Annotated in this window: 28 protein-coding genes and 1 pseudogene; 13 read left to right on the forward strand and 16 right to left on the reverse strand. The window is 64.0% G+C overall.

Annotated features, from left to right (window positions below; all coding sequences use genetic code 11):
• Window positions 1–19 precede the first annotated feature (19 nt).
• Window positions 20–793 (reverse strand): SDR family NAD(P)-dependent oxidoreductase, encoded by a 774-nt coding sequence (locus DEJ54_RS06840; protein WP_113153905.1) that lies wholly within the window; start codon window positions 791–793, stop codon window positions 20–22.
• Between the two features lie 51 nt (window positions 794–844).
• Window positions 845–1,336 carry a DUF1269 domain-containing protein gene (locus DEJ54_RS06845; RefSeq protein WP_113156136.1) on the reverse strand — a complete coding sequence of 164 codons (492 nt, stop codon included), beginning with the start codon at window positions 1,334–1,336 and terminating at the stop codon, window positions 845–847.
• A 130-nt stretch (window positions 1,337–1,466) separates the two neighbouring features.
• Between DEJ54_RS06845 and DEJ54_RS06850 the strand changes: the two genes are divergently transcribed.
• On the forward strand, window positions 1,467–2,363 hold the full coding sequence (locus tag DEJ54_RS06850; RefSeq protein ID WP_113153906.1) for a LysR family transcriptional regulator: 897 nt from the start codon (window positions 1,467–1,469) through the stop codon (window positions 2,361–2,363).
• Here the strand turns inward: DEJ54_RS06850 and DEJ54_RS06855 are convergent.
• Genes DEJ54_RS06855 through DEJ54_RS06865 form a run of 3 tightly spaced genes read right to left on the reverse strand, consistent with a single transcriptional unit; the run spans window position 2,360 to window position 4,438 of the window.
• On the reverse strand, window positions 2,360–2,755 hold the full coding sequence (locus DEJ54_RS06855) for a Fur family transcriptional regulator (RefSeq protein WP_113153907.1): 396 nt from the start codon (window positions 2,753–2,755) through the stop codon (window positions 2,360–2,362). The genes DEJ54_RS06850 and DEJ54_RS06855 overlap by 4 nt on opposite strands.
• On the reverse strand, window positions 2,752–3,573 hold the full coding sequence (gene znuB / locus DEJ54_RS06860; RefSeq protein ID WP_113153908.1) for a zinc ABC transporter permease subunit ZnuB: 822 nt from the start codon (window positions 3,571–3,573) through the stop codon (window positions 2,752–2,754). Before znuB ends, DEJ54_RS06855 begins: the two co-directional genes overlap by 4 nt.
• Window positions 3,563–4,438 (reverse strand): metal ABC transporter ATP-binding protein, encoded by an 876-nt coding sequence (locus DEJ54_RS06865; protein WP_113153909.1) that lies wholly within the window; start codon window positions 4,436–4,438, stop codon window positions 3,563–3,565. Before DEJ54_RS06865 ends, znuB begins: the two co-directional genes overlap by 11 nt.
• Window positions 4,439–4,578: 140 nt before the next feature.
• Here DEJ54_RS06865 and znuA point away from each other — a divergent pair, with 140 nt between their 5' ends.
• Window positions 4,579–5,565 (forward strand): zinc ABC transporter substrate-binding protein ZnuA, encoded by a 987-nt coding sequence (gene znuA, locus DEJ54_RS06870; RefSeq protein WP_113153910.1) that lies wholly within the window; start codon window positions 4,579–4,581, stop codon window positions 5,563–5,565.
• A 230-nt stretch (window positions 5,566–5,795) separates the two neighbouring features.
• A complete protein-coding gene (aztD, locus tag DEJ54_RS06875) occupies window positions 5,796–7,019 on the forward strand; it encodes a zinc metallochaperone AztD (protein ID WP_113153911.1) in 1,224 nt (407 codons plus the stop codon).
• Between the two features lie 102 nt (window positions 7,020–7,121).
• Here the strand turns inward: aztD and DEJ54_RS06880 are convergent, their stop codons facing one another.
• Window positions 7,122–7,319: a CsbD family protein gene (locus DEJ54_RS06880; RefSeq protein WP_007008094.1), complete on the reverse strand. Its 198-nt coding sequence runs from the start codon at window positions 7,317–7,319 to the stop codon at window positions 7,122–7,124.
• 164 nt (window positions 7,320–7,483) lie between these two features.
• On the opposite strand from DEJ54_RS06880, the gene DEJ54_RS06885 reads away from it, so the two are divergent.
• A complete protein-coding gene (locus DEJ54_RS06885; RefSeq protein ID WP_113153912.1) occupies window positions 7,484–8,854 on the forward strand; it encodes a cytochrome P450 in 1,371 nt (456 codons plus the stop codon).
• Between the two features lie 20 nt (window positions 8,855–8,874).
• Here DEJ54_RS06885 and DEJ54_RS06890 read toward each other — a convergent pair whose 3' ends face one another.
• A complete protein-coding gene (locus DEJ54_RS06890) occupies window positions 8,875–9,240 on the reverse strand; it encodes a YraN family protein (protein WP_113153913.1) in 366 nt (121 codons plus the stop codon).
• Window positions 9,230–10,138 carry a 16S rRNA (cytidine(1402)-2'-O)-methyltransferase gene (gene rsmI, locus DEJ54_RS06895; protein ID WP_113153914.1) on the reverse strand — a complete coding sequence of 303 codons (909 nt, stop codon included), beginning with the start codon at window positions 10,136–10,138 and terminating at the stop codon, window positions 9,230–9,232. The genes DEJ54_RS06890 and rsmI overlap by 11 nt, the downstream gene beginning before the upstream one ends.
• Window positions 10,139–10,225: 87 nt before the next feature.
• Here rsmI and DEJ54_RS06900 point away from each other — a divergent pair, with 87 nt between their 5' ends.
• On the forward strand, window positions 10,226–11,443 hold the full coding sequence (locus DEJ54_RS06900) for a penicillin-binding protein activator (RefSeq protein ID WP_113153915.1): 1,218 nt from the start codon (window positions 10,226–10,228) through the stop codon (window positions 11,441–11,443).
• A 24-nt stretch (window positions 11,444–11,467) separates the two neighbouring features.
• Here DEJ54_RS06900 and DEJ54_RS06905 read toward each other — a convergent pair whose 3' ends face one another.
• The 5 genes and pseudogenes from DEJ54_RS06905 to rph form a co-directional block, all read right to left on the reverse strand.
• Window positions 11,468–12,106: a glutathione S-transferase family protein gene (locus DEJ54_RS06905; RefSeq protein WP_113153916.1), complete on the reverse strand. Its 639-nt coding sequence runs from the start codon at window positions 12,104–12,106 to the stop codon at window positions 11,468–11,470.
• A gap of 128 nt (window positions 12,107–12,234) precedes the next feature.
• Window positions 12,235–13,401, reverse strand: coding sequence for a radical SAM family heme chaperone HemW (hemW, locus tag DEJ54_RS06910; RefSeq protein ID WP_113153917.1), 1,167 nt, complete (start codon window positions 13,399–13,401; stop codon window positions 12,235–12,237).
• Window positions 13,398–14,045 carry an RdgB/HAM1 family non-canonical purine NTP pyrophosphatase gene (gene rdgB, locus DEJ54_RS06915; protein ID WP_113153918.1) on the reverse strand — a complete coding sequence of 216 codons (648 nt, stop codon included), beginning with the start codon at window positions 14,043–14,045 and terminating at the stop codon, window positions 13,398–13,400. The genes hemW and rdgB overlap by 4 nt, the downstream gene beginning before the upstream one ends.
• Window positions 14,042–14,435, reverse strand: a pseudogene (locus DEJ54_RS06920) (VOC family protein). The gene rdgB and the pseudogene DEJ54_RS06920 overlap by 4 nt, the downstream one beginning before the upstream one ends.
• Before the next feature lie 132 nt (window positions 14,436–14,567).
• On the reverse strand, window positions 14,568–15,284 hold the full coding sequence (gene rph / locus DEJ54_RS06925) for a ribonuclease PH (protein WP_113153919.1): 717 nt from the start codon (window positions 15,282–15,284) through the stop codon (window positions 14,568–14,570).
• 164 nt (window positions 15,285–15,448) lie between these two features.
• Here rph and hrcA point away from each other — a divergent pair, with 164 nt between their 5' ends.
• The 3 genes from hrcA (at window position 15,449) to DEJ54_RS06940 (ending at window position 18,097) form a co-directional block, all read left to right on the forward strand.
• A complete protein-coding gene (hrcA, locus tag DEJ54_RS06930; RefSeq protein WP_113153920.1) occupies window positions 15,449–16,534 on the forward strand; it encodes a heat-inducible transcriptional repressor HrcA in 1,086 nt (361 codons plus the stop codon).
• 121 nt (window positions 16,535–16,655) lie between these two features.
• The gene (gene grpE, locus DEJ54_RS06935) at window positions 16,656–17,315 is read left to right on the forward strand and encodes a nucleotide exchange factor GrpE (RefSeq protein WP_113153921.1); all 660 of its coding nucleotides are present in this window, start codon (window positions 16,656–16,658) and stop codon (window positions 17,313–17,315) included.
• Between the two features lie 149 nt (window positions 17,316–17,464).
• Window positions 17,465–18,097, forward strand: coding sequence for a trimeric intracellular cation channel family protein (locus DEJ54_RS06940; protein WP_113153922.1), 633 nt, complete (start codon window positions 17,465–17,467; stop codon window positions 18,095–18,097).
• A 5-nt stretch (window positions 18,098–18,102) separates the two neighbouring features.
• Here the strand turns inward: DEJ54_RS06940 and DEJ54_RS06945 are convergent, their stop codons facing one another.
• Complete coding sequence (locus DEJ54_RS06945) at window positions 18,103–19,095, reverse strand: adenosine kinase (protein ID WP_113153923.1); 993 nt, start codon at window positions 19,093–19,095, stop codon at window positions 18,103–18,105.
• A gap of 169 nt (window positions 19,096–19,264) precedes the next feature.
• Between DEJ54_RS06945 and DEJ54_RS06950 the strand changes: the two genes are divergently transcribed.
• Window positions 19,265–19,999, forward strand: a complete 735-nt coding sequence (locus DEJ54_RS06950; protein WP_113153924.1) for a sulfate transporter family protein — start codon at window positions 19,265–19,267, stop codon at window positions 19,997–19,999.
• Window positions 20,000–20,053: 54 nt separating this feature from the next.
• On the opposite strand, the gene nth is transcribed toward DEJ54_RS06950, so the two are convergent.
• A complete protein-coding gene (nth, locus tag DEJ54_RS06955) occupies window positions 20,054–20,794 on the reverse strand; it encodes an endonuclease III (RefSeq protein WP_113153925.1) in 741 nt (246 codons plus the stop codon).
• A gap of 21 nt (window positions 20,795–20,815) precedes the next feature.
• On the opposite strand from nth, the gene DEJ54_RS06960 reads away from it, so the two are divergent.
• The 3 genes from DEJ54_RS06960 (at window position 20,816) to DEJ54_RS06970 (ending at window position 23,307) form a co-directional block, all read left to right on the forward strand.
• Window positions 20,816–21,301, forward strand: coding sequence for a DUF2244 domain-containing protein (locus DEJ54_RS06960; protein WP_113153926.1), 486 nt, complete (start codon window positions 20,816–20,818; stop codon window positions 21,299–21,301).
• Window positions 21,302–21,409: 108 nt separating this feature from the next.
• A complete protein-coding gene (locus DEJ54_RS06965) occupies window positions 21,410–22,303 on the forward strand; it encodes a bifunctional helix-turn-helix domain-containing protein/methylated-DNA--[protein]-cysteine S-methyltransferase (RefSeq protein ID WP_113156137.1) in 894 nt (297 codons plus the stop codon).
• 107 nt (window positions 22,304–22,410) lie between these two features.
• Complete coding sequence (locus DEJ54_RS06970; protein WP_113153927.1) at window positions 22,411–23,307, forward strand: ribokinase; 897 nt, start codon at window positions 22,411–22,413, stop codon at window positions 23,305–23,307.
• A gap of 41 nt (window positions 23,308–23,348) precedes the next feature.
• Here the strand turns inward: DEJ54_RS06970 and DEJ54_RS06975 are convergent, their stop codons facing one another.
• On the reverse strand, window positions 23,349–24,290 hold the full coding sequence (locus DEJ54_RS06975) for a nucleoside hydrolase (RefSeq protein WP_113153928.1): 942 nt from the start codon (window positions 24,288–24,290) through the stop codon (window positions 23,349–23,351).
• A 114-nt stretch (window positions 24,291–24,404) separates the two neighbouring features.
• Here DEJ54_RS06975 and DEJ54_RS06980 point away from each other — a divergent pair, with 114 nt between their 5' ends.
• Window positions 24,405–24,830, forward strand: a complete 426-nt coding sequence (locus DEJ54_RS06980; RefSeq protein ID WP_113153929.1) for an Hsp20 family protein — start codon at window positions 24,405–24,407, stop codon at window positions 24,828–24,830.
• The last annotated feature ends 18 nt before the right edge of the window (window positions 24,831–24,848 follow it).

A 24,848-nucleotide genomic window follows, 5' to 3' on the forward strand; every position in this document is an offset into this window, starting at 1 on the left:
TCTTTCACCGGCGGCAGGATCAGGAGGCCATCAGGGTGAGAAAGTTGGGCTGGCCGTTCGATGCGGTCAGGCCGCCATCGACCGGCAGAATGACGCCGGTGATGAAGCTTGCCTGATCGCTGGCGAGAAAGGCCACCGCGTTTGCGACCTCGAAGGGCTCGACGATCCGGCCCATGGGGATGCGATCCGCAAAGGCCTCCAGCGCGCCGCGCTTGCCTTTCAGGCCGTTGACCAGGCGTGTGTTCGCCGTAGCAGGGGCCACTGCGTTGACGCGCACGCCTTTCGGCCCGAGTTCCAGCGCCATGCCCTGCGTCATCAGCGTCACGGCACCCTTCGAGGCGTTGTAGCCATACATGCCCCAGTCGGCGCGCATGCCCGAAACGGACGACATGTTGACGATGTTGCCTCCCGACCGGCGCAGGGCGGGAAGGGCTGCAAGAGAGACGTGACGCAGGCCGCTGACATTGATGGCCAGCATGGCTTCGAAATCGTCGTCGCTCAGCGTGTCCACCGTTCCCGGATTGGCCACGCCGGCATTGTTGACGAGAACGTCGATGCGCCCGAAGCGCGTCAGGGTCTCGGAGATCAGGCGTTCTGCTTCCGCCTTCACGGAGATATCCGCAGCGACGGCCATGGCCCGTTCCGGGCCGAGCTTTGCGACCATCTCATCAAGGTTGGACTGTTCGCGACCGTTGACGACGACCGAGAAGCCGTCTTCGGCAAAACGTATCGCGATGGCGCGGCCAAGGCCGGTTCCGCCACCGGTGACGATGGCAACTTTGTTGTCGGACATGATCCTGTCCTTTCAATTGGGGTTGGGGGAAATAGGGGGTTGAGGGTCTGGTCAGGCGGCTTCGATAAGCTTCCTGAGTTCATCTTCATCGCGGCGGGAGAGCGAGGTCGTGTGGATCCTGCCCTTGCCGCGATAGGCGCTCAGACCGTCCATCACCTTGTCGATTGTCACATCGCGGACGAGCATGAACACCATGGCTTCGTCCTTCTCCAGGCTCGCGGCGACATCGCGCATGAAGCGGTCATCGATGCCGATATCCGTGAACTTGCCAGCCAGTGCGCCGGTGCCCGCACCGATCACGAGGCCGGCCAGAGGGGCGAGGAAAAGGAAGCCGATGAGCGTGCCCCACCAGCCGCCGCTCAGGGCGCCGGCCCCGGTCAAGCTGACGGGCTGGTGCAGTTTGGGCTTGCCCTTCTCGTCCTTGGTCACGACGACAATGTCGTCCAGGGCGAGCAGATAATCGGACTGCATGGCAGCCAGATCCGAACGCAGGGCGAAGGCCGTTGCATCATCCTTGAAACTGATCGCGACAAGCTTGGACATCATGATCTCCTTGGTCAGACAATTTCTTCGGCAGCCTCATCGCTGCCCGTGACCTGAAGATCGGTGTTGCCATGCCAGAAAACCAATTATCGGATTTTTGAATAGGCATAAGATATGTTATGCCTCGAACATGTCGATCACGCATCTGAGAAGCTTCGTCGAGGTCTACCGCCAGGGTTCTGTCAGTCGGGCCGCGCATGAGCTTGGGCTCACCCAGCCAGCCGTCACCGGGCATATCGCCAGTCTTGAAGCGCAGCTTGAGCGCAAGCTTTTCACGCGCCACGCCCGTGGCGTGACGCCGACGGTCATTGCCGACGAACTGGCCAGCCGCGTCACCGGCGCCATCGATGTGGCGGAGAATGTTCTGGCGGAGGTGCGGGCGCGCTCCATGCGTGTTTCCGGCACGATCCATCTCTGCGGCCCGTCGGACATTCTGTCCGATCTCATTACCGACCGGATCAAGACCCTGATGCACAGCAATCTGGCGGTGCAGCTTCACCCCGCCGTTGATGACGAGCCACCCCGCATGCTGGTCGAGGGGCGGTCAGACTTCGCCTTTGCGGTCAAGGTGCCGGATGATCCACGGATCGAGGCTGCGCTCTATGGCCGTGAGGAACTGCTGCTGGTGGCTGCGCCTGAGGTCGTGGAGCGGATCGGGCGTGAAACGGCGCTATCGGAAGCGCTGCAGGAGGTTCCGTTCCTCTCCTATGATCTGCAGCGCTATCTGATCCGCATGTGGATCGAGCACAATCAGATGTCCATCGGCAATGCGGAAGAGGCGGTCACGACGCCCGATCTGAGAGCGCTCAGGAACTTCGTGGTCGAAGGATTCGGCTGGAGCGTTCTGCCGCGCTATCTGGTGGCCGCGCATCTGCGCTCCGGTGCGCTGGACGTGATCGCAGGGCCACGCGGCAATCCTGAAATCGCCTATTACCTGCTGTGGCTCAAAAGCGCGATGCGCAATCCCAGAACGGCAAGGGCCAAGGCGCTGCTTTTGCAGCCGCCGGGCGATGGAGAGGCTCTCTAGGCCTTCGCCACGCATGATCCGCAATTGCCGCGGATCTCTATCGTGGTCTTGGCCGGCTTGAAGCGGTGGCTTCTGGCCCAGCCGTCGAGCCGGTCCTTCACAATCTCGTCGGAAAATTCTTCCACCTTGCCGCAGGCCTCGCAGATGGCAAAGGCGATCAGTTCCTTTTCGTGACAGTTCGGGTGCGCACAGGCGACGAAAGCGTTTAGGCTTTCCAGCCGGTGCACAAGGCCCATCTCGGTCAGCTTGTCGAGCGCACGATAGACCTGCAGCGGCGCGCGCAGGCCATCGCCGCGCAGCCGGTCGAGGATCGTGTAGGCGCTGAGAGGAGCCTCTGCGCCGGAGAGCGTTTTCATCACCAGCGCCTGGTTGCGTGTCAGGTCGGCACTCATGGCTTGGTCTCCGTTGCGCGATCATCGGTTTCTGCCCGTGGCGACGGCATGAGACTGACGAGAAACAGCGCCAGCGCAGCCACCACTATGGAAGGTCCGGACGGTGTATCGAATTGCAGCGACGCCGTCAGCCCACCGATGACCGAAAGTGCACCGGCAATGGCGGCCAGAACGGCCATCATCTCCGGCCCGCCGGCAAAGCGGCGGGCGGTGGCGGCGGGAATGATGAGCAGCGCGGTGATGAGCAGAATGCCCACCAGCTTCATGGCGATGGCGATGACCGCCGCCATGAGGAGCATGAAGATCAGGCGCGAGCGCTCGGGTTTCAGCCCCTCGGCCTGCGCGATGTCGGTGTTGACGGTGGCTGCCAGAAGCGGCCGCCAGAGCCAGATCAGCAGCCCGAGAACAACCGCGCCGCCGCCATAGATGACGGCGATGTCGAGTTTCGAGACGGCGAGAATGTCGCCGAACAGAAAGCCCATCAGATCCACGCGCACCCACGTCATGAAGGCCACCATGACGAGGCCGAGCGCCAGTGTCGAGTGCGAGAGAATGCCGAGCAGGGCGTCGGTGGAGAGCGCGCGACGCCGCTCCATGATGATGAGCGCCACCGAGGCGAGCGCGGCCACCAGAAACACGCCGACCATCAGGTTGATTTCCATGACCAGCGACAGTGCGACGCCCAGAAGCGCGGAGTGCGCCATGGTATCGCCGAAATAGGCCATGCGCCGCCACACGACGAAACAGCCAAGCGGGCCGGTTACCAGGGCAAGGCCGACACCGGCCACAAGCGCGCGGGTGAAGAAATCATCGAGCATTGTTTGCTCCCTTCGCCGGCGCGCTGGCGTCGCACGCATGGTCGTGATGGTGGTGACCATCCTCGGGATGGCAGTGCTCGGTGATGGTGCCATCGGCATGGCGCACGCGCCCGTCGGCCAGATGCGTGTGGTCGTGGTGATGGCGGTAGAGCGCCAGCGCTTCCGCCGCACGCGTGCCGAAAAGTTTGCGGTATTCGGGGCTGTCCATGACGCTTTGCGGCGCGCCGCGGCAGCACACATGGCCGTTCAGGCAGATCACCGTATCCGTGTCGGCCATGACGATGTGCAGGTCGTGCGAGATCATCAGGATGCCGCAGCCGGTGCGGTCGCGGATCTCGCGAATGAGTTCGTAAAGCGCGGCCTCGCCGGTAAAGTCGACGCCCTGAACGGGCTCGTCGAGCACCAGCAGGTCCGGCTTGCGCAGCATGGCGCGGGCCAGAAGCGCGCGCTGAAACTCGCCACCGGAAAGGGCGGCCACCTGGCGTCCCGCCAGATGCGCCACGCCCGCTGCCGCGAGCGCTGCCTTGATCTCGGCGCTGCCGGCCGGCGCGGTCAGCGTCATCAGGCGCTCGACGGTCAGCGGCAGCGTCCAGTCGATGGCCACTTTCTGCGGCACATAACCTACCCTGAGACCCGGCGCGCGATGCACATGCCCCTCGTTCGGCTGGATGACGCCGATGGCCGTCTTCGCGGTGGTGCTCTTGCCCGAGCCATTGGGGCCGATCAGCGTGACGATTTCGCCGCGCCGCACCGAAAGGTCGACGCCGCGCACCAGCCAGCGCCCGCTGCGGCTCACGCCGGCATTGTGCATCTCCACCAGCATTTCACCGGCGGTTTCGGGGGAGGGGCTTTGTTTTTTCAGCATGTGATTTTTCCGACTTGTCAGCGGATATGGCACACGTTATAGCGTAACGCAAGGATATGTAATGTCATAACATTCACCGAAGTGGTGAAGGTTGGGCGTGCATGCCATGTCCGTCCGTTCAATGCCTACAGGAGCCTTCCATGAAGTCGTTTCGCCTTTCGCTCGCCGCAGCCGCATCCTCCCTTGCGCTGTTGACGCCGGGCGCGTTGACCGGAGCTTTCGCCGCCGACATGCAGGTCGTCACGTCCATCAAGCCCGTGCACTCTCTCGTGGCCGGGGTGATGGAGGGCGTAGGCGAGCCGGCGCTCATCCTGCAGGGCGCCGGTTCGCCGCATACCTATTCGATGCGCCCGTCGCAGGCGCGCATGCTGGCCAACGCGGATCTGGTGTTCTGGGTCGGGCCGGGCCTTGAAGTCTTCCTTGAAAAGCCGCTGGAAACGCTGGCCGGCGAGGCGACGCAGGTGGCGCTTTCCGACAGCGAGGGCCTGACCCTGCTCGAGATGCGCGAGGGCGGCGCGTTCGAAGCGCACTCGCATGGCGACGATCATGATGACCATGACGACCACGGCCACGAAGCGGAAGAAGACGGCCACGATCACGCCCATGATCATGGTCCCGACGCGCATCTCTGGCTTGACCCGGACAATGCGAAGATCATGGTGAGCGCCATTGCCGAGGCGCTCAGTGCGGCCGATGCGGAGAACGCATCTGCCTATGCGGCCAATGCCGCCGCACTCAACGAGCGCATCGCGGCGCTCCAGACCGAGCTTTCCGCCGAGCTGGAGCCCGTCAAAGACCGTCCCTTCATCGTGTTCCACGATGCCTATCAGTATTTCGAGAAGCAGTTCGGCCTTGCGGCAGCCGGTTCCATCACCGTCAGCCCCGAGATCATTCCCGGTGCGCAGCGTGTCGATGAAATCCGCACCAAGGTGCGTGAGCTTGACGCGGCCTGCGTCTTCGCCGAGCCCCAGTTCGAGCCGCGTCTCGTGGAGGTGGTCACCGAAGGCACTGACGCGAAATCCGGTGTGCTCGATCCGCTGGGCGCCGAGATCGAAGATGGCAAGGATCTCTATTTCGAGCTGATGCGCGGCATGGCGGCCTCGCTGAAGACCTGTCTCACGAAATAGGTTCAGGGGCATGGAGGCGATTGCTTCCAGGCCCGCTCATCCGGCCGGGTTCCGAGCCCATTACCAGCCCGGCCGGATGACGGCCCCGTGCCAAAACCCGTTTCAGTAGCCGCCCGCCTCTGGGGTGGCCATGAGTTTCCAGACTTGCCTGGGCCCGGTTCTCTACCGGGGAGAAAGCCGGCTTTTTCTTGTTCAAAATCAGTAACGTTATAACAAATAGGAGAGAAACGATGCGTCCTTCCATAGTCCTTCTGCGTGCAGGGCTTTTGAGCGCAGGTGCGGCGCTCGCCGCGCTGCATCCGGCCCACGCCGATGAGCACGAGGCCTGGCGGCTGTTCGTCGCCGACCACTCCGCGCCGGAGCTTCGTGTGCTTGATGCGGAAAAGGGCGAGACGATTGAAACCTTCTCGCTCAAGTCTCCTGCGCGCGTCTACGCCACGGAGAGCAATGAGACCGTCTTTGCCGTCCAGCGTGACGCCAACACGGTGACGGCGTTCTCCAGCGGCATTCATTTCGACGACCACGGCGATCATGCCGACATGGAAGTCAGCGCTCCCAAGGCGCTCGACGGTTCCGTCGATGGCGACCGGCCGGTGCATTTCGTCTCCCATTATGGCGAGATCGCCCTGTTCTTCGATGGCGAGGGCGTGGCCCGCGTGGTTTCGGAAAAGCAGGTGCAGGACGGCAAGCCCGAATTCCGCGAGCTGAAGACCTCCGCACCGCACCATGGCGTCGTCATTCCCTATGGCGCGCACGCCATCGCGACCGTTCCCAACAGCAAGGATCCGAGCGAGCTGCCCGAGGGTGTGCAGGTGGTGGACGCCAAGGGAGAAGCCGTGGGGGATGCCGCGGCCTGCCCGGGCCTGCATGGTGAAGCCACCTCCGGCAACATCACGGCCATCGCCTGCGATACGGGCCTGCTCCTGGTTTCGGGAAGCCGCAGTGCCGCGCCCGTGATCCAGCATCTCGCCTACACGAAGTCGCTGCCCGACGATCTGAAGGTCTCAACGCTCGCCGGCGGCAAGGCGCTGCAGTACTTCCTCGGCAATTTCGGCAAGTCGAACCTCGTCCTGATCGACCCGGAAGACGAAGATGCCTTCCGCCTGATCGAACTGCCGGTGCGCGCCGTGCACTTCGTGGTAGACCCGGTGCGTCCGAAGTTCGCCTATGTCTTCACCGAGGATGGCAAGCTGAACCGCATCAATGTGTTTTCGGGCAAGATCGACAAGTCGGTTGAGCTGACGGCAGCCTATTCGATGGATGGCCACTGGTCCGATCCGCGTCCGCGCATCGCCGTCACGGCTGAGGAGATCATGGTCACCGACCCGCTCAAGAGCGTTATCCGTGCGGTCGACGCAGATACCTTCGAGAAGGCGCGCGACATTGCCGTTGAGGGCATGCCCTACAACATTGTGGCCGTCGGTGGTTCGGGCGAACAGCACGAAAACCACTGATCCAGGATCTCATCCAAAAAAAGCCCCGGCATTGCCGGGGCTTTTTGCTTTGGGGCAGGGATGTCTCAAAGCGCGGTCAGTGGGCGCAGTCAGTGCGTGCGCTCAGTGGCGCGAAAGCCAGTCGTCGATCTCGCGCTCGGCCTCTTCCTGCGCTTTGCCGTAGCGCTCCTGCAGCTTGCCGGCGAGCTCCTTGCGGTTGCCGCGCACCACGTCGAGATCGTCATTGGTGAGCTTGCCCCAGTTCTGCTGGACCTTGCCCTTGAACTGTTCCCAATTGCCTTCGATCTGATTCCAATTCATGACTTATCCTTCCGCATCTCTGCGGAGTGCACTCCGGTTTGTCTTCATCGGCCTAGGTGTCTCAACAATGCGCGAGCGGTGATGAAGTTCCCGCCTTTTCATAGCCGCGCCCAAATTGAAGCGCTGTATGACAGGCACTAGATTAAGCGGGAAAGGAAGCGATCATGGAAAGCCAGCCCGCCCCCTTTGTGCCGCCGGCGCCCAGCCCGCGCACCAAGCCGCCCTCCACGCTCGAGATGATGCGGATCGTTTATCGCAATCCGCTCGAACTGTGGGGCGAGCCTTCCTACAACGAACCATGGATCAACATTGAGAACACGATTGGCGGGCCGCTGGTCATCGCCAATGATCCGGGGTTGATCCGGCATGTGCTCGTTGACAATGCGAAAAACTACAAGATGGCGCGGGTGCGCCAGAAGATCCTTCGCCCGATCCTGCGCGACGGTCTTCTGACGGCGGAAGGGGCCGTATGGCGGCGTTCGCGCAAGGCCATGGCCCCGGTCTTCACGCCGCGCCACATTGCCGGTTTCGCAAAGCCGATGCTGGAGCGCAGCCGCGCCTTCGTCGAACGCTATGAAGATGCGGCAGGGCCGGTGGATGTGTCGCGCGACATGACGCTCCTGACCTTCGACATTCTGGCGGAGACGCTTTTCTCCGGCGAAATTGCGGGCGAGCCGGGCAGTTTCGCCGAACAGGTGGATCGCCTGTTTGAAACGATGGGCCGCGTCGATCCGCTGGATCTTCTGGGCGCGCCGGACTGGCTGCCCCGCATCACGCGCCTTCTGGGGCGCAACTCGCTCACCTTCTTCCGCAACATCGTGGCCGAGACCATGACTCTACGGAAAGAGAAGATGGCGCGCGGCAGCGATGTGCCGGAAGACTTCCTCACGCTTCTCCTGCGCGCCGAAGGGCCGGAAGGGCTGACGCGCGAGGAGATCGAGGACAACATCATCACCTTCATCGGCGCCGGTCACGAGACCACGGCGCGGGCGCTGGGCTGGACCATCTACTGTCTCGCCGAAGCCCCCTGGGAGCGCGAGAAGGTGGAAGCCGAGATCGATGCGGTGCTCGCCCGCGAGCCCGATCCGGTCAACTGGCTCGACGCCATGCCGCTGACGCGCGCCGCCTTCGAGGAGGCGTTGCGGCTTTATCCGCCTGCACCTTCGATCAACCGCGAGGCAATCGCGGAGGATCGCTACCAAGACCTGACCATCGTGAAGGGCGCGCAGGTGCTTGTCATGCCATGGACGGTGCATCGCCACCGGACGCTGTGGGACAATCCCGACGCCTTCATCCCGTCGCGCTTCCATCCGGGCAACCGGGAGACGCTCGACCGCTATCAGTATCTGCCCTTCGGCGCGGGGCCGCGCGTGTGCATCGGGGCCACTTTCGCCATGCAGGAGGCCGTCATAGCGCTCGCCATCCTGCTTTCCCGCTTCCGTTTCGACACGCTGCCGGAAACGAAGCCATGGCCGGTTCAGAAACTGACCACCCAGCCACAGGGCGGCCTGCCCATGCGGGTGAGCCGGCGCTGAGGAGGCGCAAGGGGTGAAAACTATCCCCCCTGAAACACATTCTCCACATGCACCGGCCAGCGGCGGGGGAGGATGGCGACGAGGTCGAAGCGGAGCGAAAGGCGGGCGTGGTCGGGCTGGCGGCCAAGCCACAGATCGGCGGCGTGTTCGATGCGGATCTGCGCCTGATAGCCGACCGCGTCCATTGCCTGTTCCAGCGTCGGCCGCGCCTTGACCTCGACAATCGCGACCACATCGCCGCGCCGGGCGATCAGGTCTATCTCGCCGAGTTTCGTGCGGTAGCGCCGGGCCAGAATGCGGTAGCCCTTGAGGCGCAGGGCCATTGCTGCGAACCATTCGCCGCGATGGCCGAGCCTGTAGGCCTTGCGCCGCGCCTCAGCCGGCATCGCTTTCGGCCTTCAGCGCCAGAAGCCTCTGATAAAGTTCGGATTTGCGGCCGCCCGTCATGCGCGCCGCCTCGCCGGCGGCCTTGGAGGCCGACATTTCGGTGGAGAGCGACAGAAGCAGCCGGTCGACATCCTCGGCGCTGACGCTTTCCTCTTCCTGCGGCGGCCCGATGCAGACAACGACCTCGCCCTTGGGTGCGCCGGTTTCGGCATAATGTTCGGCCAGTTCGGCCAGTGTGCCGCGGCGGAACTCTTCAAAAGTCTTGGTGAGTTCCCGCGCGACGCAGGCGGAGCGGTCCGCTCCCAGTGTTGCCGCCATGCTGGCAAGGCTGTCGGCCAGCCGGCGCGGGGATTCGAAGAAGATCAGCGTGGCCGGCGTCTGGCGGAAGGTTTCGAGCCGCGCGCGGCGCTGGCCTTCCTTGACCGGCAGAAAGCCGCCGAAGAGAAAGGCATCCGTTGGCAGGCCGGAGGCTGAAAGCGCCGTCAGCACCGCCGAGGGGCCGGGAATGGGAACGACGCGCAGCCCCTTTTCAACGGCCTGATCGACAAGCCTGTAACCGGGGTCGGAGACAAGCGGCGTGCCGGCGTCGGAGATCAACGCGACGCTCTTGCCATCCTCGATGGCGGCCAGCAGGCGGGGCCCTGCCTCGCGCGCATTGTGCTCGTGATAGGCGGTGAGGCTGTGGCTGATGCCATAGCGCGCCATCAGCACGCGCGAGACGCGGGTGTCTTCGCAGGCAACGATGTCCGCGCCCGCCAGAATGTGGAGCGCGCGCAGCGTGATGTCGCCCAGATTGCCGATGGGCGTCGCCACCAGATAGAGCGCGGGCTCCAGCGGGTCGGCGCCGATACGGGCGTTGCCGACGACGAAACTTTTCTCCACGCGCGGGTTATCCATAGCTCATTGGTCCTTATTCGCTCATCTCTTTGACATGCCGACATGAGGGTTGCAAAGTCGCGCGCTCAATTTGGGACGGATGCGGTAATGAAGTTATGGACAATGCCCGGTCGCAGGGCCGGGTTTCTCACGGGCGCGCTTGCAGCGCTTCTGGCGCTTGGCGGCTGCATGGGCAGCGATGTGCCTTACGGCGTGCCGCAGACGAATGGCCAGAGCGGCTTCAACCAGCCTTTCGCGGACAATGCCCCGCGTCAGCCGGCCACGGGCGAGGTGATCGGCTCGGGCGATACGCGGGTGGCGCTTCTCCTGCCGCTGACGGGTGAGGGCAACGCAAGCCGCATCGCCGCCGAACTCAAGAACGCGGCCCTGCTGGCGATGGACGACAGCGGCATGCAGACGCTGGAACTCGTGGTCAAGGACACGGGCGGCACGACTGAAGGCGCGACCGCCGCCGCCACGCAGGCGCTGACGGAAGGCGCGTCTGCCGTTCTGGGGCCGCTCTTCTCGGCCAATGTTCGCGCTGCAACGCCGGCGTTGCAGGCAACACAGACGCCGATGATCGCATTCTCGTCGGACCGTGCGGCTGCTTCGCCGGGCGTCTACCTCAACTCATTCCTGCCGCAGGGCGTCGTGAACCGCACGCTCACCTATGCCGCCGGTCAGGGCGTGCGTTCCGTTGTGGCGATCCTGCCGGAAGGGGCGGCGGGCGACCTCGCCGAGGCCGAGGCGCGGCGCACCATGCAGCAAACCGGCGGTGAGCTGACGGCGGTGGCGCGCTACGCCTATGACAACATGTCCGTCTATGAAGCCGTGCAGAGCGTGGCTGATGCCGTGCGGGCCGCCGATGCGGTGTTCATTCCCGATGGCGGCAGCAGCCCGGCGACAATCGTCACCACCATGACGGAAACCGGCATCGACGTTTCCAACAAGAAGATCCTCGGAACCGGGCAGTGGACGAGCGCCAACCTCGCCGATCCCGCGCTTCAGGGTGCGTGGTTCGCCGATACGGATCAGGCGCGCGTCAACACCTACAAGCAGCGCTATCAGGCGCGCTTCGGGGCCGAGCCCTCGCTCACATCGGCGCTCGCCTATGACACGGTCGTTCTGGTGGCCAACATTGCAAAGGGCGGCGGCGGCGTTCAGCGCCATGCGCTTGAAACGCCGGTTGGCTTCAATGGCTATACCGGGCTGTTCCGCTTCAATGGCGATGGCACGACCGAGCGCGGCTATGCGGTCTACGAGGTGCGTGAGGGTCGCCCACAGGTCATCGATGCAGCGCCAACCCGGTTCGGCGGGTCTTTCTAGACCGTCCTTTGATGGAGCGTCGGCTCAGTCTGCGGCGGCGAAATGCGCGATCTGGTCGGCATGCGCCTTCGCAAAGGCCGGGCGGGCGGTGGCGCGGGTGACATAGTCGCGGCAGGCCGGATAACCCGCCAGCCCGTCGAAACGGTCGACCAGTCGCAGCACATCGGCCATGGCGATATCTGCGATGGAAAAGCTGTCCGCCAGCCATTCGCGGTCAGCCAGAACGCTCTCCATGTGCTTCAGGCGGGCGTTCAGGAAGTCGTTGAGGGGCTTCCAGCCGGGCGTGTCGCCGGCAAGGCCGTGAAACTGAAAGATCGTCCAGGGCAGGCTTGCCGCCTCGACCGAATTCAGCGCTGCAAACAGCCAGGCGATGGTTTCGCTGCGGCCCTTTTCATCCGTGGGCATGAGGGCATCGCTCTTTTCGCCCAGATGCAGCAGGATCGCGCCGCTTTCGAAGATCGAGGTGTCGCCATCCGTCAGCCACGGCACCTGCCCGAAGGGCTGGTGCGAGAAATGCCCGGGCTGCCGGTCGCTGAACGCCGCGCTTTCCACGCGGTAAGGCAGGCCGGCCTCTTCCAGAGCCCATCTTATCCTTAGGTCGCGCACATAGCCGCGCGGCAGCTCGGGCACCCAGTCGAACGTCGTCAGCGTCAGCTCTGCCATCAATCGTCTCCTCTTCCCAGGCCCCGAGCTATAGCGGGCCACCGGCGAGGCAACAAGGCGAGGCGGCGGCAGGCGCATTCGCTCCTGCCATATGCTGCAATCGGTTTCTGAGACCCGCGAATGCCGGCCTATTCGCGCGCCAGATCGGCCACGACCGCATCCAGCACGATCATGCCCTGCGGGGTGGCGCGCAGGCGGGTGTTGCCGATGGGCTCGACAAGGCCCTCTTCCTGCAATACGGCGATGCGGCTGTTTGAAAGCGCGCGACCGGAAAGCGCCTCGTAGCGCGGCAGGTCGATGCCCTCGACAAGGCGCAGGCCCATCAGCAGGAACTCGTCGGCTTCCTCGTCATGCGTCAGCACCTCGCCGCCGATCACGCCATGGCCCTTGGTCTCCACCCGCTCCAGCCAGGTTTCCGGCATCTTCTCGGTGAAGGTCACATGGCGGCGGCCATTCTCGATGAAACGGCCATGGGCGCCGGGGCCGACGCCGACATATTCGCCATAGCGCCAGTAAACGAGGTTGTGGCGGCTTTCCGCGCCGGGGCGGGCATGGTTGGAAATCTCATAGGCCGGCAGGCCGTGCGCCGCCGTCACCTCCTGCGTGATCTCGTAGAGCCGCGCGGCGTGGTCGCCATCGGGCATGTCGAGCTTGCCGGCGGCATGGAGAAGCTGGAAGCGCGTGCCTTCCTCGATGGTGAGCTGGTAGAGCGACAGGTGGTCGGCGGCATGGCCGATCGCCTGTCTGAGCTCTTCGGCCCAGGCTTCCTCGCTCTGGCCGGGGCGCGCGTAGATCAGGTCGAAGGAAAGGCGCGGGAAGGTCTCGCGGGCAAGGCCGATGGCCTTCAGCGCCTCTTCCACATTGTGCAGGCGGCCGAGAAATTTGAGATCGCGATCGTTGAGCGCCTGCACGCCGAGCGAAACCCGGTTGACGCCGGCAGCGCGGTAGCCGCGAAAACGGTCGGCCTCCACGGAGCTCGGATTGGCCTCCAGCGTCACCTCGATGCCGTCGGGAACATTCCAGTTGGCGGCGACCGCGTCGAGCAGCGCGCCGACCGTGCGCGGCTCCATCAGCGAGGGCGTGCCCCCGCCCAGAAAGATGCTGGTGACGGTGCGCGGCCCAGTGCGGGCGCGCATGGTGGCAAGCTCGCGCTCAAAGGCGGCGGCAAAGCGCTCCTGATCCACCGGCTGGTGGCGCACATGGCTGTTGAAGTCGCAATAGGGGCATTTGGCCGCGCAGAACGGCCAATGCAGATAGATGCCGAAGCCCGGCGTCCTATCGAGCGGGGTGATCACGCGGCGCCCAGCCTTGCCCGGGCGAACTTCTGGAACGCGCGGGCGCGGTGGGAGAGGGCGTGCTCGTCGCCGGGCTTCCAGCCGTGCTTCTCCTCGGCCGTCATCTCGCCGAAGGTGACTTCATAGCCCTCGGGCTGGAACACCGGATCATAGCCGAACCCGTCCGTGCCGCGCGGCGGCCAGACCAGATGGCCTTCGGCTTCACCGCGGAAATATTCGGTCTCGCCATCGGGAAAGCACAGGCAAAGCGTCGCCACGAAGCGGCCGGTGCGCTTTTCCGGCGTGTCCGCGCCAGCTTCGGCAAGCAGTTTCTGCGTCTTCTCCATGGCCATCATGAAGTCGCGGCTGCCGTCATCCTTCGTCGCCCAGTCGGCGGTGTAGACGCCGGGTGCGCCGTCCAGCGCATCCACGCAGAGGCCGGAATCGTCCGACAGCGCCGGCAGGCCGGTGGCCTCGGCGGCGGCAAGCGCCTTGATGCGGGCGTTCTCTTCAAACGTCGTGCCGGTTTCTTCCGGTTCGGGCAGGCCAAGCTCGGCAGCCGAGCGCACCGTGTAGCCGAACGGGGCCAAAAGGTCTGAAAACTCGCGAAGCTTGCCCTTGTTATGGCTGGCGAGCACGAAGGTCTTGTTGTCGATCGGTCTCAAGTCAGTCCCCAGATGCGCGGTTCGGCAAATTCGAGCGAATTGCCGGAAGGATCGCGGAAATAGATCGAGCGACCGCCACCCGGCCATTCGAAATCCGCTTCGATTGCGATGCCGGCCGATTCGAGATGCGCCTTCCAGTGGGCAATCTCTTCGGCAGTTGCGGCAAAACAGAGGTGGCCCTGTCCGCGCGCGCCGTGCGGCGGCTGCGGGTGGTCCGGCGGTTGCCGCCGGGTTGAACAGCAGCAGCACGGTCTGCCCGCAGCGAAAGAACACATGCCTGCCCTCGACCCTTGCAATCCGCTCCAGCCCGAGCGCCTCGCCATAGAAGCGCTCGGCTTCGGCAAGGTCACTTACATAGAGCGCGGCTTCCAGTATGGCCGGGGGTTGCATGGCTCGGTTACGACCCTTTCGGGATCAGAGCATCGGACCGAAAGTGGAAACCGGTTTTCGGTCTATTCCGATGCTCCATCTAAGGTTCAGATCGTCCTTTGTGCGTCCGAATGGGACGCACGGCGATCCAGCTCAGGAGATTGCCATCTTCTGCATGTCCACGAGCTTGGTGATACCCTTGCGGGCAAGTCCCATCAAGGCTGCGAACTCGTCCTCGGAGAAGGGCTCGCCTTCAGCCGTGCCCTGAATCTCCACGATGCCGCCCTTGCCGGTCATCACGAAGTTGGCGTCGGTCTCGGCAGCCGAATCCTCGGGATAGTCGAGGTCGAGAACGGGCGTTCCGTTGTAGATGCCGCAGGAAATGGCGGCCACATGGTCCTTGAGGACCTTGTCGCGGCTGACCATCTGGCGTGCTTCCATCCACGAAAGGCAGTCCGAAAGGGCGATGAAACCGCCGGTGATGGCTGCCGTGCGGGTGCCGCCATCGGCCTGGATCACGTCGCAGTCGACGGTGATCTGCTTTTCGCCAAGCGCCTGCAGGTCGACGACCGAGCGCAGCGAGCGGCCGATCAGGCGCTGGATCTCGAGCGTGCGGCCGCCCTGCTTGCCGGAAGAGGCCTCGCGGCGCATGCGGTCGCCGGTGGAGCGCGGCAGCATGCCGTATTCCGCCGTCACCCAGCCCTGGCCGGAATTGCGGAGCCATGGCGGCACGCGCTCTTCGAGGCTGGCCGTGCACAGCACGTGGGTGTCGCCGAAGCGCACCAGACACGACCCCTCAGCGTGCTTGGAAAAGCCCCGCTCGAAGCTGACGGCACGCATTTCATCGGGTTCGCGTTTGGAAGGGCGCATGGGCGGTTCTCTCCAGTGTCATTTGGTGTTGGCGGCTTGTAGCTTCGCGGGTGCGTCAACGCAAAGGAAATCCGGAAATGACTGGAAATCCAGCTGTGCGCGCACCTTCATGACTGTTGTCATCCATGGGATGCCGCTTATATTCGACATATCAGAGGCCGCGAATGACGAAACCAGTCTTGGACAGAGATTTTCACGAACACGCACTGCAATCGCTGGATTCCCGCTCCCGCGAGATTTTCCGCGTCATCGTCGAATCCTATCTGAGAGACGGCGACCCGCTGGGCTCGCGCAGCCTCTCGCGCATTCTCTCCACGCAGCTTTCGCCGGCCACCATCCGCAATGTGATGAGCGACCTGGAGCATCTGGGCCTCATTTACGCGCCGCATGTTTCTGCCGGCCGCATGCCCACGCAGCAGGGGTTACGCTTCTTCGTCGACGCCTTCATGGAAATCGGCGACCTGTCGGACAATGAGCGCCGCATCATCGAAACGCAGGTCAAGGCGTCGAGCAGCGGTCATTCGCTCGATCACATGCTGACGGAGGCGAGCCAGCTTCTGTCCGGCCTGTCGCGCGGCGCGGGGCTGGTGCTCGCCACCAAGTCGGAGGCAGCGCTCAAGCATATCGAGTTCGTGCAGCTTGAGCCGCGCAAGGGGCTTGCCGTTCTCGTCTCGCAGAATGGCGACGTGGAAAACCGCGTCATTGATCTGCCGGAAGGCGTCACCATCTCGCAATTGCACGAGGCGTCCAACTTCCTCAACGCGCATATTCGTGGCCGCACGCTCGCCGAAACGCGGACCGAGCTGTCGCGCCTGCAGGAAGAAACACGCGCCGCGCTCGACACGCTCTCGCAGGAGCTGGTGGAGCAGGGGCTCGCCGTGTGGGCGGGGACGGAAAGCGGCCAGCCGGCGCGGCTGATCGTGCGTGGCCGGGCAAACCTTCTGGAAAACCTGACGGCGGAGGCCGATCTGGAGCTTCTGCGCCGGCTGTTCGAAGATCTGGAGACCAAGGAAGGTCTCATCCAGCTTCTCGACATGGCCGAGGAAGGGTCGGGCGTGCGCATCTTTATCGGCTCGGAAAACCGGCTCTTCTCGCTTTCCGGCTCGTCGCTTGTGGTTGCGCCCTACCGTGATCAGGAATCGCGCGTGATTGGCGCGCTTGGCGTCATTGGGCCCACGCGGCTCAACTATGCCCGCATCGTGCCGATGGTCGACTATACGGCCCAGATCGTTGGCCGCCTTCTGCGCTAGCAGATTAAGTTACACCGGGAATCCTTGCGCGAATGCGTCAGCCCACCCCTTGATTTTGCCCGCACGAACCTCGATATCGGACGCAATACCCGAACAATTCTAGAACCATAGACGGACTGTCATGACCAATCAGGCTAAGGACAACGAAGCAACCAGACCCGGAACGGCCGAGGAGCAGGACCTGAAGGCGTCCGAAGCGCACGCCGGCGGCGAGGCGGTTTCGGAAGAAGACGTCCTGGTGCGGCTGGCCAGGGAAAACGAGGAGCTGAAGGAACGCGCCCTTCGCCTCGCGGCCGAAATGGAAAACCTGCGCAAGCGCACCGCACGCGACGTCGCCGAAGCGCGCAGCTATTCGATCGCCGGCTTTGCCCGCGACATGCTGACGGTTTCCGACAATCTGCGCCGTGCGCTCGAAGCGGTGCCGGCGGAAGCCCGCGCGGCTGCCGAGAGCGGCCTTTCCTCGCTGATGGAAGGCGTCGAGATGACGGAGCGCTCCATGCTCTCCACGCTGGAGCGCCATGGCGTGAAGCAGCTCGACCCGAAGGGCGAGCGTTTCGACCCGCATTTCCATCAGGCAATGTTCGAGGTGCCGGACCCGACAACTCCTGAAAACACCGTCGTTCAGGTGGTGCAGCAGGGCTTCGTGATCGGCGAGCGCGTTCTGCGCCCGGCCATGGTCGGCGTCGCCAAGGGCGGCCCGAAGGCCGGCGCGGTGCAGAATGGCGAGAATGCTTCGGCAGAACCCGGCCCGCCCAATCCGCAGGCCGAACGCGACGCGTAAAGCGTGATTTGTTCATCGCCGCGGGGCATCGCGCGCCCGCGGCGACAGACCTCTCCTTCACCCCTTTCCGGGCGCAAAAATCGCTTTGTAGCGGCGCTTGCTTCCTATTCATCCGCCCTTCGGCTATCCAGAGTGCCGGGGAGGGCCAGATGGATCCTATTCAGCTTCTTGATTATGCGGGTGTTGCGGTGTTTGCCGCCACAGGCGCGCTTGCGGCCTCACGCAAGGAACTCGACCTTATCGGTTTCATGTTCCTGGCCGGTGTGACGGGCACAGGCGGCGGCACGCTGCGCGATCTCGTTCTGGGCGTTCCGGTCTTCTGGGTCGAAAACCACATCTACATCATCGTCTGCGCCGTCGTGGCGCTGCTCGTCTTCTTTGGCGCGCCGCTGGTGGAATATCGCTATCGGCTGCTTCTGTGGCTCGATGCCGCCGGCCTTGCCGCCTATTCGGTGCTGGGCGCGGCCAAGGGGCTTGAAGCGTCCGGTTCGGCCATCGTGGCGGTGGTGACGGGCATGCTCACCGCAACATTCGGCGGCGTGCTGCGCGATGTGCTGGCGGGCGAACCGTCGGTTCTCATGCGTCCGGAAGTCTATGTCTCTGCCGCACTCGTCGGCGCCAGCGTGTTCACCGTGGCCGATCTGGCAGGTGTGCAGGGCGCTGTGGCGGCCCTGATCGCCGTCACCGCCGCATTTCTCGTGCGCGGCGGCGCCCTCAAATTCGGCTGGACGATCCCGCGCTATCGTTCGCGCCCGGGCCGTCCGCCGGAAGAGCTAGAGTAGTACCCCTAGATCAGGCCAGCCTGTTCGGCCTCGTAGCGCAGGTCTTTCTGCGGGCGCGGGCCATACTGCTGGATGACCAGACCGGCGGCGAATGAGCCCAGCCGGCCGCAATCGGCGAGGCTGCGCCCGTTCGTGTAGCCGTAGAGAAAGCCTGCCGCATAGAGATCGCCTGCGCCGGTGGTGTCCACCAGTTCGTCGATGGCAATGGCGTCGACCGGGATCGTCTCATCCCTGGTGACGATGATCGAGCCCTTCTCGGAGCGGGTCACGATCGCCATGCTTGTGTCTCTGCGGATTTCTTCCAGTGCACTGTCGAAGGACGCGGTCTGGTAAAGCGACAGAAGCTCGTGCTCATTGGCGAAAACGATGTTCACGCGGCCCGAGCGCATCAGTTCCAGAAACTCGTTGCGGTAGCGGTCGACGCAGAACGGGTCGGACAGTGACATGGCGACTTCACGGCCTGCGGCATGGGCCGCGTCGGCGGTCATGCGGATCGCTTCCTTGGCGCGCGGCGGGTCCCACAGATAGCCCTCGAAATAGGTGACCTTGGAACCGCTGGCCTTTTTCTCTTCCACGTCTTCCGGGCCAAGCTCCACGCAGGCGCCCAGATAGGTGTTCATGGAACGCTCGCCATCCGGGGTGACGAAGATCATGGAGCGGGCTGTCGGCGGATGCCCGTCAAGCGGCTTGGTGTCGAAGGCGACGCCCAGCGCGCGAATGTCGTGCGCGAAGATCTTGCCGAGCGCATCGTCGGAGACCTTGCCGAAATAGGCAGCCTTGCCGCCGAAGCCCGCAATGCCGGCCGCCGTGTTGCCAGCGCTGCCGCCGGAAGCCTCGATGGCCTGTCCCATGCGGTCATAGAGCAGGGTGGCGCGGTCGACGTCGATGAGGTTCATCGCGCCGCGGATGATGTTGTTGTCTTCCAGAAACGCTTCGTCGCAACGGGCGATAATGTCGACAATGGCGTTGCCGATGCACAGCACGTCATATTCGCTCAAGTTCAGATCTCCAGATATGCAAGGGAAGCGTTGTTGGCTCAAATCTCCGGGCGGTTTAGCGGTTTGACCGGGATTTGCAAGCCATCGGTGCGAACCGTGCGCCTTGCACCGGCCTTGAGCGCACCCTATCTCGAAGCGGCAGACACACCGTGAAAGGCCCTTTACCCGTATGATCCTTGATGCGGCGCGCGCCGCCATAAGCCGTCTTTTCTCCCGTGAGTTCCGCAGCGTGTTCTTCAAGACGCTCGGTCTGACGCTTCTCGTGCTTGTCGGCGTGTGGCTCGGCACAAAGGAACTGTTCGAGTATTTCGCGCTGCCGTGGTTCGATGCGTTCTTCCCGGATATGCCTTCATGGCTGGGCTGGCTGAGCTTCGTCGCGGGGATTGCGGCGGGGCTTGGACTTGCAGCCGGGCTTGCGCTTCTCATCGCGCCGGTGACCGCCGTGATCGCCGGTCTCTTCCTCGACGATGTGGCCGAGGTGGTGGAGAAGGAAGACTATCCGCAGGACCCGCCCGGCAAGGCGCTGCCGCTTGGCGCGGCCATAGCCACATCCATCAAGTTTTTCGGCGTCGTCATTCTCGGCAACATCATCGCGCTCCTGCTGCTTCTGGTGCCGGGCGTGAACATTCTCGCCTTCTTCCTCGTCAACGGCTATCTGCTGGGGCGTGAATTCTTCGAATTCGCCGCCATGCGCTTCCGCAGCGAGGCGGATGCAAAGGCGCTGCGCCGCCGCCATGCGGGCACCATCTTCCTTGCCGGTCTGGTGATCGCGGGCTTCCTGGCCGTGCCGATCCTCAACCTGCTGACGCCGCTGTTTGCGGCGGCCATGATGGTGCACCTGCACAAGCTGATTTCACAGGAAGACGCGGCCCGTGCGGCGCGCGGGGTGGAGTTGCGCGGCTAGAGCTTCGCAATTCCGGACGGAAAACCGGTTCCCACTTTTCCTGGAATTGCTGAATCAGGCCTGCGGAGCCAGCTCCACCAGCGGGGCGGGGATTTCGTTCGTCTTCTCCGCCGACTTGCAGATATCGGCGATCACGCAGGCCACGCAGTCGGGCTTGCGCGCCTTGCAGACATAGCGCCCGTGCAGGATCAGCCAGTGATGGGCGTGGCGCATGAACTCCGCCGGAATGATCTTCACCAGCGTGTCCTCGATCTGCTCGGGCGTTTTGCCCGGCGCAAGCCCGATCCGGTTGCCGATGCGCAGGATATGCGTGTCGACGGCCATGGTGGGCTGCCCGAACGACATGTTGAGAACCACATTGGCCGTCTTGCGCCCGACGCCCGGCAGGGTGACCAGCGCCTCGCGATTGTCGGGCACCTGTGACCCGTGATCGCGGATCAGCGCCTCGCTCAGCGCGATGACGTTTTTCGCCTTGTTGCGCCACAGGCCGATGGTGCGGATGTATTCGCCCACCTGCTCCTCGCCGAGCGCCAGCATTTTCTCCGGCGTGTCGGCCACCTTGAAGAGATCGCGTGTCGCCTTGTTCACGCCGGCGTCGGTTGCCTGCGCGGAAAGCACCACCGCCACCAGAAGGGTGAAGGCGTTGACATGCTCCAGCTCGCCCTTCGGCTCCGGGCGCTGCACCGAGAAACGGCGGAAGATCTCGTGGATCTCCTCTGGCGTGTAAACGGTCCTGCGGCGGCGGGTGCGGCCTGGTTTGCGGGGTGCTGCAATTTTCTTCTTGGGCTTTTCCATGTGCCTTCTATAATCGGGATCATGGCTGAAACAAACACCGCAGACGCACCTGTTTTTCAGGCGTTGCTCACGCCTTATCGCTCGCTGAGCGGGCGTGGGTTTGCCGTTCTGATGGGCCTTCTCCTGCTTGTGTGGATGACCATCGGCGCAGTCTTCCTGCGGATCGGCGCATGGCCGGTGTTCGGCTTTTTCGGGCTCGACATTCTGGCCATCTATGTGGCGTTTCGGGTGAACTATCGCGCCGCGCGGGTGCGCGAGGAAGTGCGCCTGTCGCGCACCAGCCTCGACATTCGCAAAGTGCCGCCCTCCGGCAAGGCGGAGGAGCATCATTTCAACCCGTTCTGGACGCGGTTCCGCATCGACCGTCACGATGAGATCGGCATCACCGACATGGCGGTGGAAATGCGTGGCGAGCGGGTCGAACTGGGCAGCTTTCTGAACCCCGACGACCGTGAAAGCTTCGCCACCGCATTCGGGCAGGCGCTGGCCACCGCCAAGGGGCGCTGAGCTTTGCAGGAAACGGGTGGTGCGGATGCGCTGAAACCGTCATTGTCGGCTTCGATAGAGATTTGACGAGGCGCGGCGCGACAGCGGCCGGCGCCGGGAATGGACGCCATGAACATGCAGACCGCGCTTTTGCAACGCGATGTGACCCCGGAGGGCACCGATTACGAGATCGTGCGCCGGGTCATCGAAAAGATCAGCCTCGATTATCGCGACCAGCCCTCGCTGGAGGAAATCGCGCAGGAGGTGGGCGACACGCCGACCGGCCTGCAAAAACTCTTCACGCGCTGGGCGGGGCTTTCGCCCAAGGCGTTCCTGCAGGCGGTGACGCTGGATCACGCGCGGCGGCTTCTCGATTCCGGCATGCCGCTGCTTGATGCTGCCCTTGAGCTGGGCATGTCGGGGCCGGGCCGTCTGCACGATCTGTTCGTGACGCATGAGGCGATTTCACCTGGCGAATACAAGGCGCGCGGGGCGGGGCTCACCATGCGCTACGGGTTTCACATTTCGCCCTTCGGTCAGGCCCTGGTCATGGTCACGGAACGCGGCCTTGCGGGCCTTGCCTTTTGCGATGCGGGCGAGGAGCGTGCGGCGTTCGAGGACATGGCCTCGCGCTGGCCCAATGCCGATTATATGGAAGACATGGCCGCCACCGCGCCCTATGCGGCGCGCGTGTTCGAGCCGTCGCGCTGGCGCGCCGACGAGCCGCTGCGCGTGGTGCTGATCGGAACCGATTTTCAGGTGCGGGTCTGGGACGCGCTGCTGAAAATCCCGATGGGTCGCGCCTGCGCCTATTCCGACATTGCCGGCACCATCGGCAAGCCAAGCGCCTCGCGCGCGGTTGGCGCAGCGGTGGGTGCCAACCCGGTTTCCTTCGTGGTGCCGTGTCATCGCGCCGTCGGCAAGTCGGGTGCGCTCACGGGCTATCACTGGGGCCTCACGCGCAAGCGCGCCATCCTTGGCTGGGAAGCGGGGCAGCTCTCGCAGGAAAATCAGCAAGCCTGACCCCGCAAAGACGTCTCTTGAGGGAGCATCGGAACAACCGAAAAAGCGGATTCCACTTTTCGGCCCGATGCTCTACTTTCCGGCGCGAATAAGCGCGGGAGACAGTCTTGATCGTCATTATCGGTTCCATCAACCTCGACCTGATCGCCACGGTGCATCGGCTGCCGAAGCCCGGCGAAACGGTGCCCGGCGACACATTCGTCACTGCGCCGGGCGGCAAGGGCGCGAACCAGGCGCTGGCCGCACGGCGGGCCGGCGCGCGCACCCGCATTGTCGGGGCGGTGGGCAATGATCCGTTCGCCGGCGAGGCGCTGGAGCTTCTGGAGACGGCGGGCGTCGATCTCTCCGCCGTGCACCGGGCCGAAAGCGCCACCGGCACGGCCCATATCCTCGTTGACCGGGAAGGCGAAAACACCATCGCCGTCGTTCCGGGCGCCAATGCCGATGTTCTGCCCGGCCATGTGGCGCAGGCCGCACTGGCCGCCGGTGACCATGTGCTTCTGCAGCTTGAAATCCCGATCGAGACCGTTGCGGCCTCCATCGAGGAAGCGCGCAGGGCCGAGGCCATTTCGGTGCTCAACACCGCGCCCTACCGGCCCGAGGCGGCGTCGCTGCTTGCCGATGCGGATTACGTGGTCGCCAATGAGACCGAGTTCGACCTCTACGCCGATGCGCTGGGGCTTGAAGGCGCAGACCGGCGCGCGCGCATGGAAGCGTTCGTGGCAAAGACCGGCCGCATCGTCATCGTGACGCTGGGCGGTGAAGGCGCGTGGGCTGCAACGCCGGACGGTTTCGTTACCTGCCCGTCGATGAAGATCACGCCGGTCGACACGGTTGGAGCCGGCGACACGTTCTGCGGCTATCTGGCGGCAGGGCTGGCCGAGGGGCTGAAACTGGAAGCCGCATTGCGTCAGGCTGCGGCGGCAGGCGCGCTCGCCTGCCTGAAACCCGGCGCGCAGCCGGCCATTCCGCTGCGCAAGGATGTGGACGCGGCGCTCGCCTGAGCGTTCAGCAGTCAGGTGTTTTCACCTGACTGCAACCCGACCTAAAGCCGCGCAAGCCGCTCCGTCAGGAGCGTGAAGAAGCCGTCATCGTCGATGTCGCGCATCACGAGCGCGTTCTCCGGGCGGTCCGTCACCCGCCACCAGTCGATCACCGTCATGCCCATGGTCAGCTCGGAGCCGGTCTCCACGGTGACATTGCAGCTGCGCCCCGTGAAGAGTTCGGGCTTCAGAAGATAGGCGATGACGCAGGGGTCGTGCAGCGGCCCGCCATCGGTGCCGTATTTTTCTTCATCGAAGCGCTCGAAGAATTCCAGAAGCTCGGCGCATGCCGTGCCGACCTTCGTGTCGAGCGCGCGAATGGCGGCGATTCGGGCGCGCGTGGTCAGCGCCTTGTGGGTCACGTCGAGCGGCATCATCACGACCGGCACGCCCGAGCGCAGCACCACATCGGCCGCATGCGGGTCCACATAGATGTTGAACTCCGCCGTGGGGGTGACATTGCCGCCCTCGAAGAACCCGCCGCCCATCAGCACGATCTCGCGGATGCGCGTGGCGATCCGCGGTTCACGGTTCAGCGCCAGCGCGATGTTGGTGAGGGGGCCGAGCGGGCAGAGCGTGATCTCGCCTTCGCCATGGGCCATCAGCGTGTCGATGATGAAATCGACCGCATGGCCATCCTGAAGCGGCATTTCGGGTTCGGGCAGTTCGGGACCGTCGAGGCCGGTGCGGCCATGCACATGCTCCGCCGTCACCAGATCGCGCACCAGCGGGCGGATCGCGCCGGCGAAAACCTTCGTCCCGGGCTTTCCGGCCAGTTCGCAGATCTTGCGCGCGTTCTTCTCCGTCAGCGCCAGCGGCACATTGCCGGCCACGGCGGTGATGCCCAGCACGTCCAGCTCGGGGCTGGCCAGCGCCAGTAACAGGGCAAGAGCGTCGTCCTGACCGGGATCCGTGTCGATAATAATCTTGCGCGCCGCCGTCATGCAGTTGCTCCAAAATGCTTGAAACGCAGGGTTTGAGCGACCATATCAGTTGCAACGGAGAAAATGCCATTCGGGTTTTCTTCTATCCACGTCGCTCTTTGAGGACTGTAATAAATGACGCGTATGACGCCTTTCTCGAATCCGCTCCTTTTAGGGTTCGACAGCATGGAAAAAACGCTCGAGCGCATTGCGAAATCGGGCGATGGCTACCCGCCCTACAATATCGAGCGCATCCGCGCCGAAGGCGGGCAGGGCGTGAGACTCCGCATAACACTGGCCGTAGCGGGCTTCGGTGCGGATGATCTGGACGTCACAACGGAAGAAAACCAGCTCATCATTCGCGGCCGACAGACCGAAGAAGGCGAGCGTGAGTACCTCCATCGCGGCATTGCCGCGCGCCAGTTTCAGCGCATGTTCGTGCTGGCGGAAGGCATGCGGGTGCTGAACGCCGATCTCAAGAACGGCCTCCTGTCCATAGACCTGGACCGACCCGAGCCGGAACGGCTGGTACAAAAAATAAACATTTCCGTGAAAGACTGACATACTGGTCTTATTCGG

Origin of the sequence: Nitratireductor sp. OM-1, assembly GCF_003296175.1 — a bacterium.
Classification (GTDB): Bacteria; Pseudomonadota; Alphaproteobacteria; order Rhizobiales; family Rhizobiaceae; genus Nitratireductor; species Nitratireductor aquimarinus.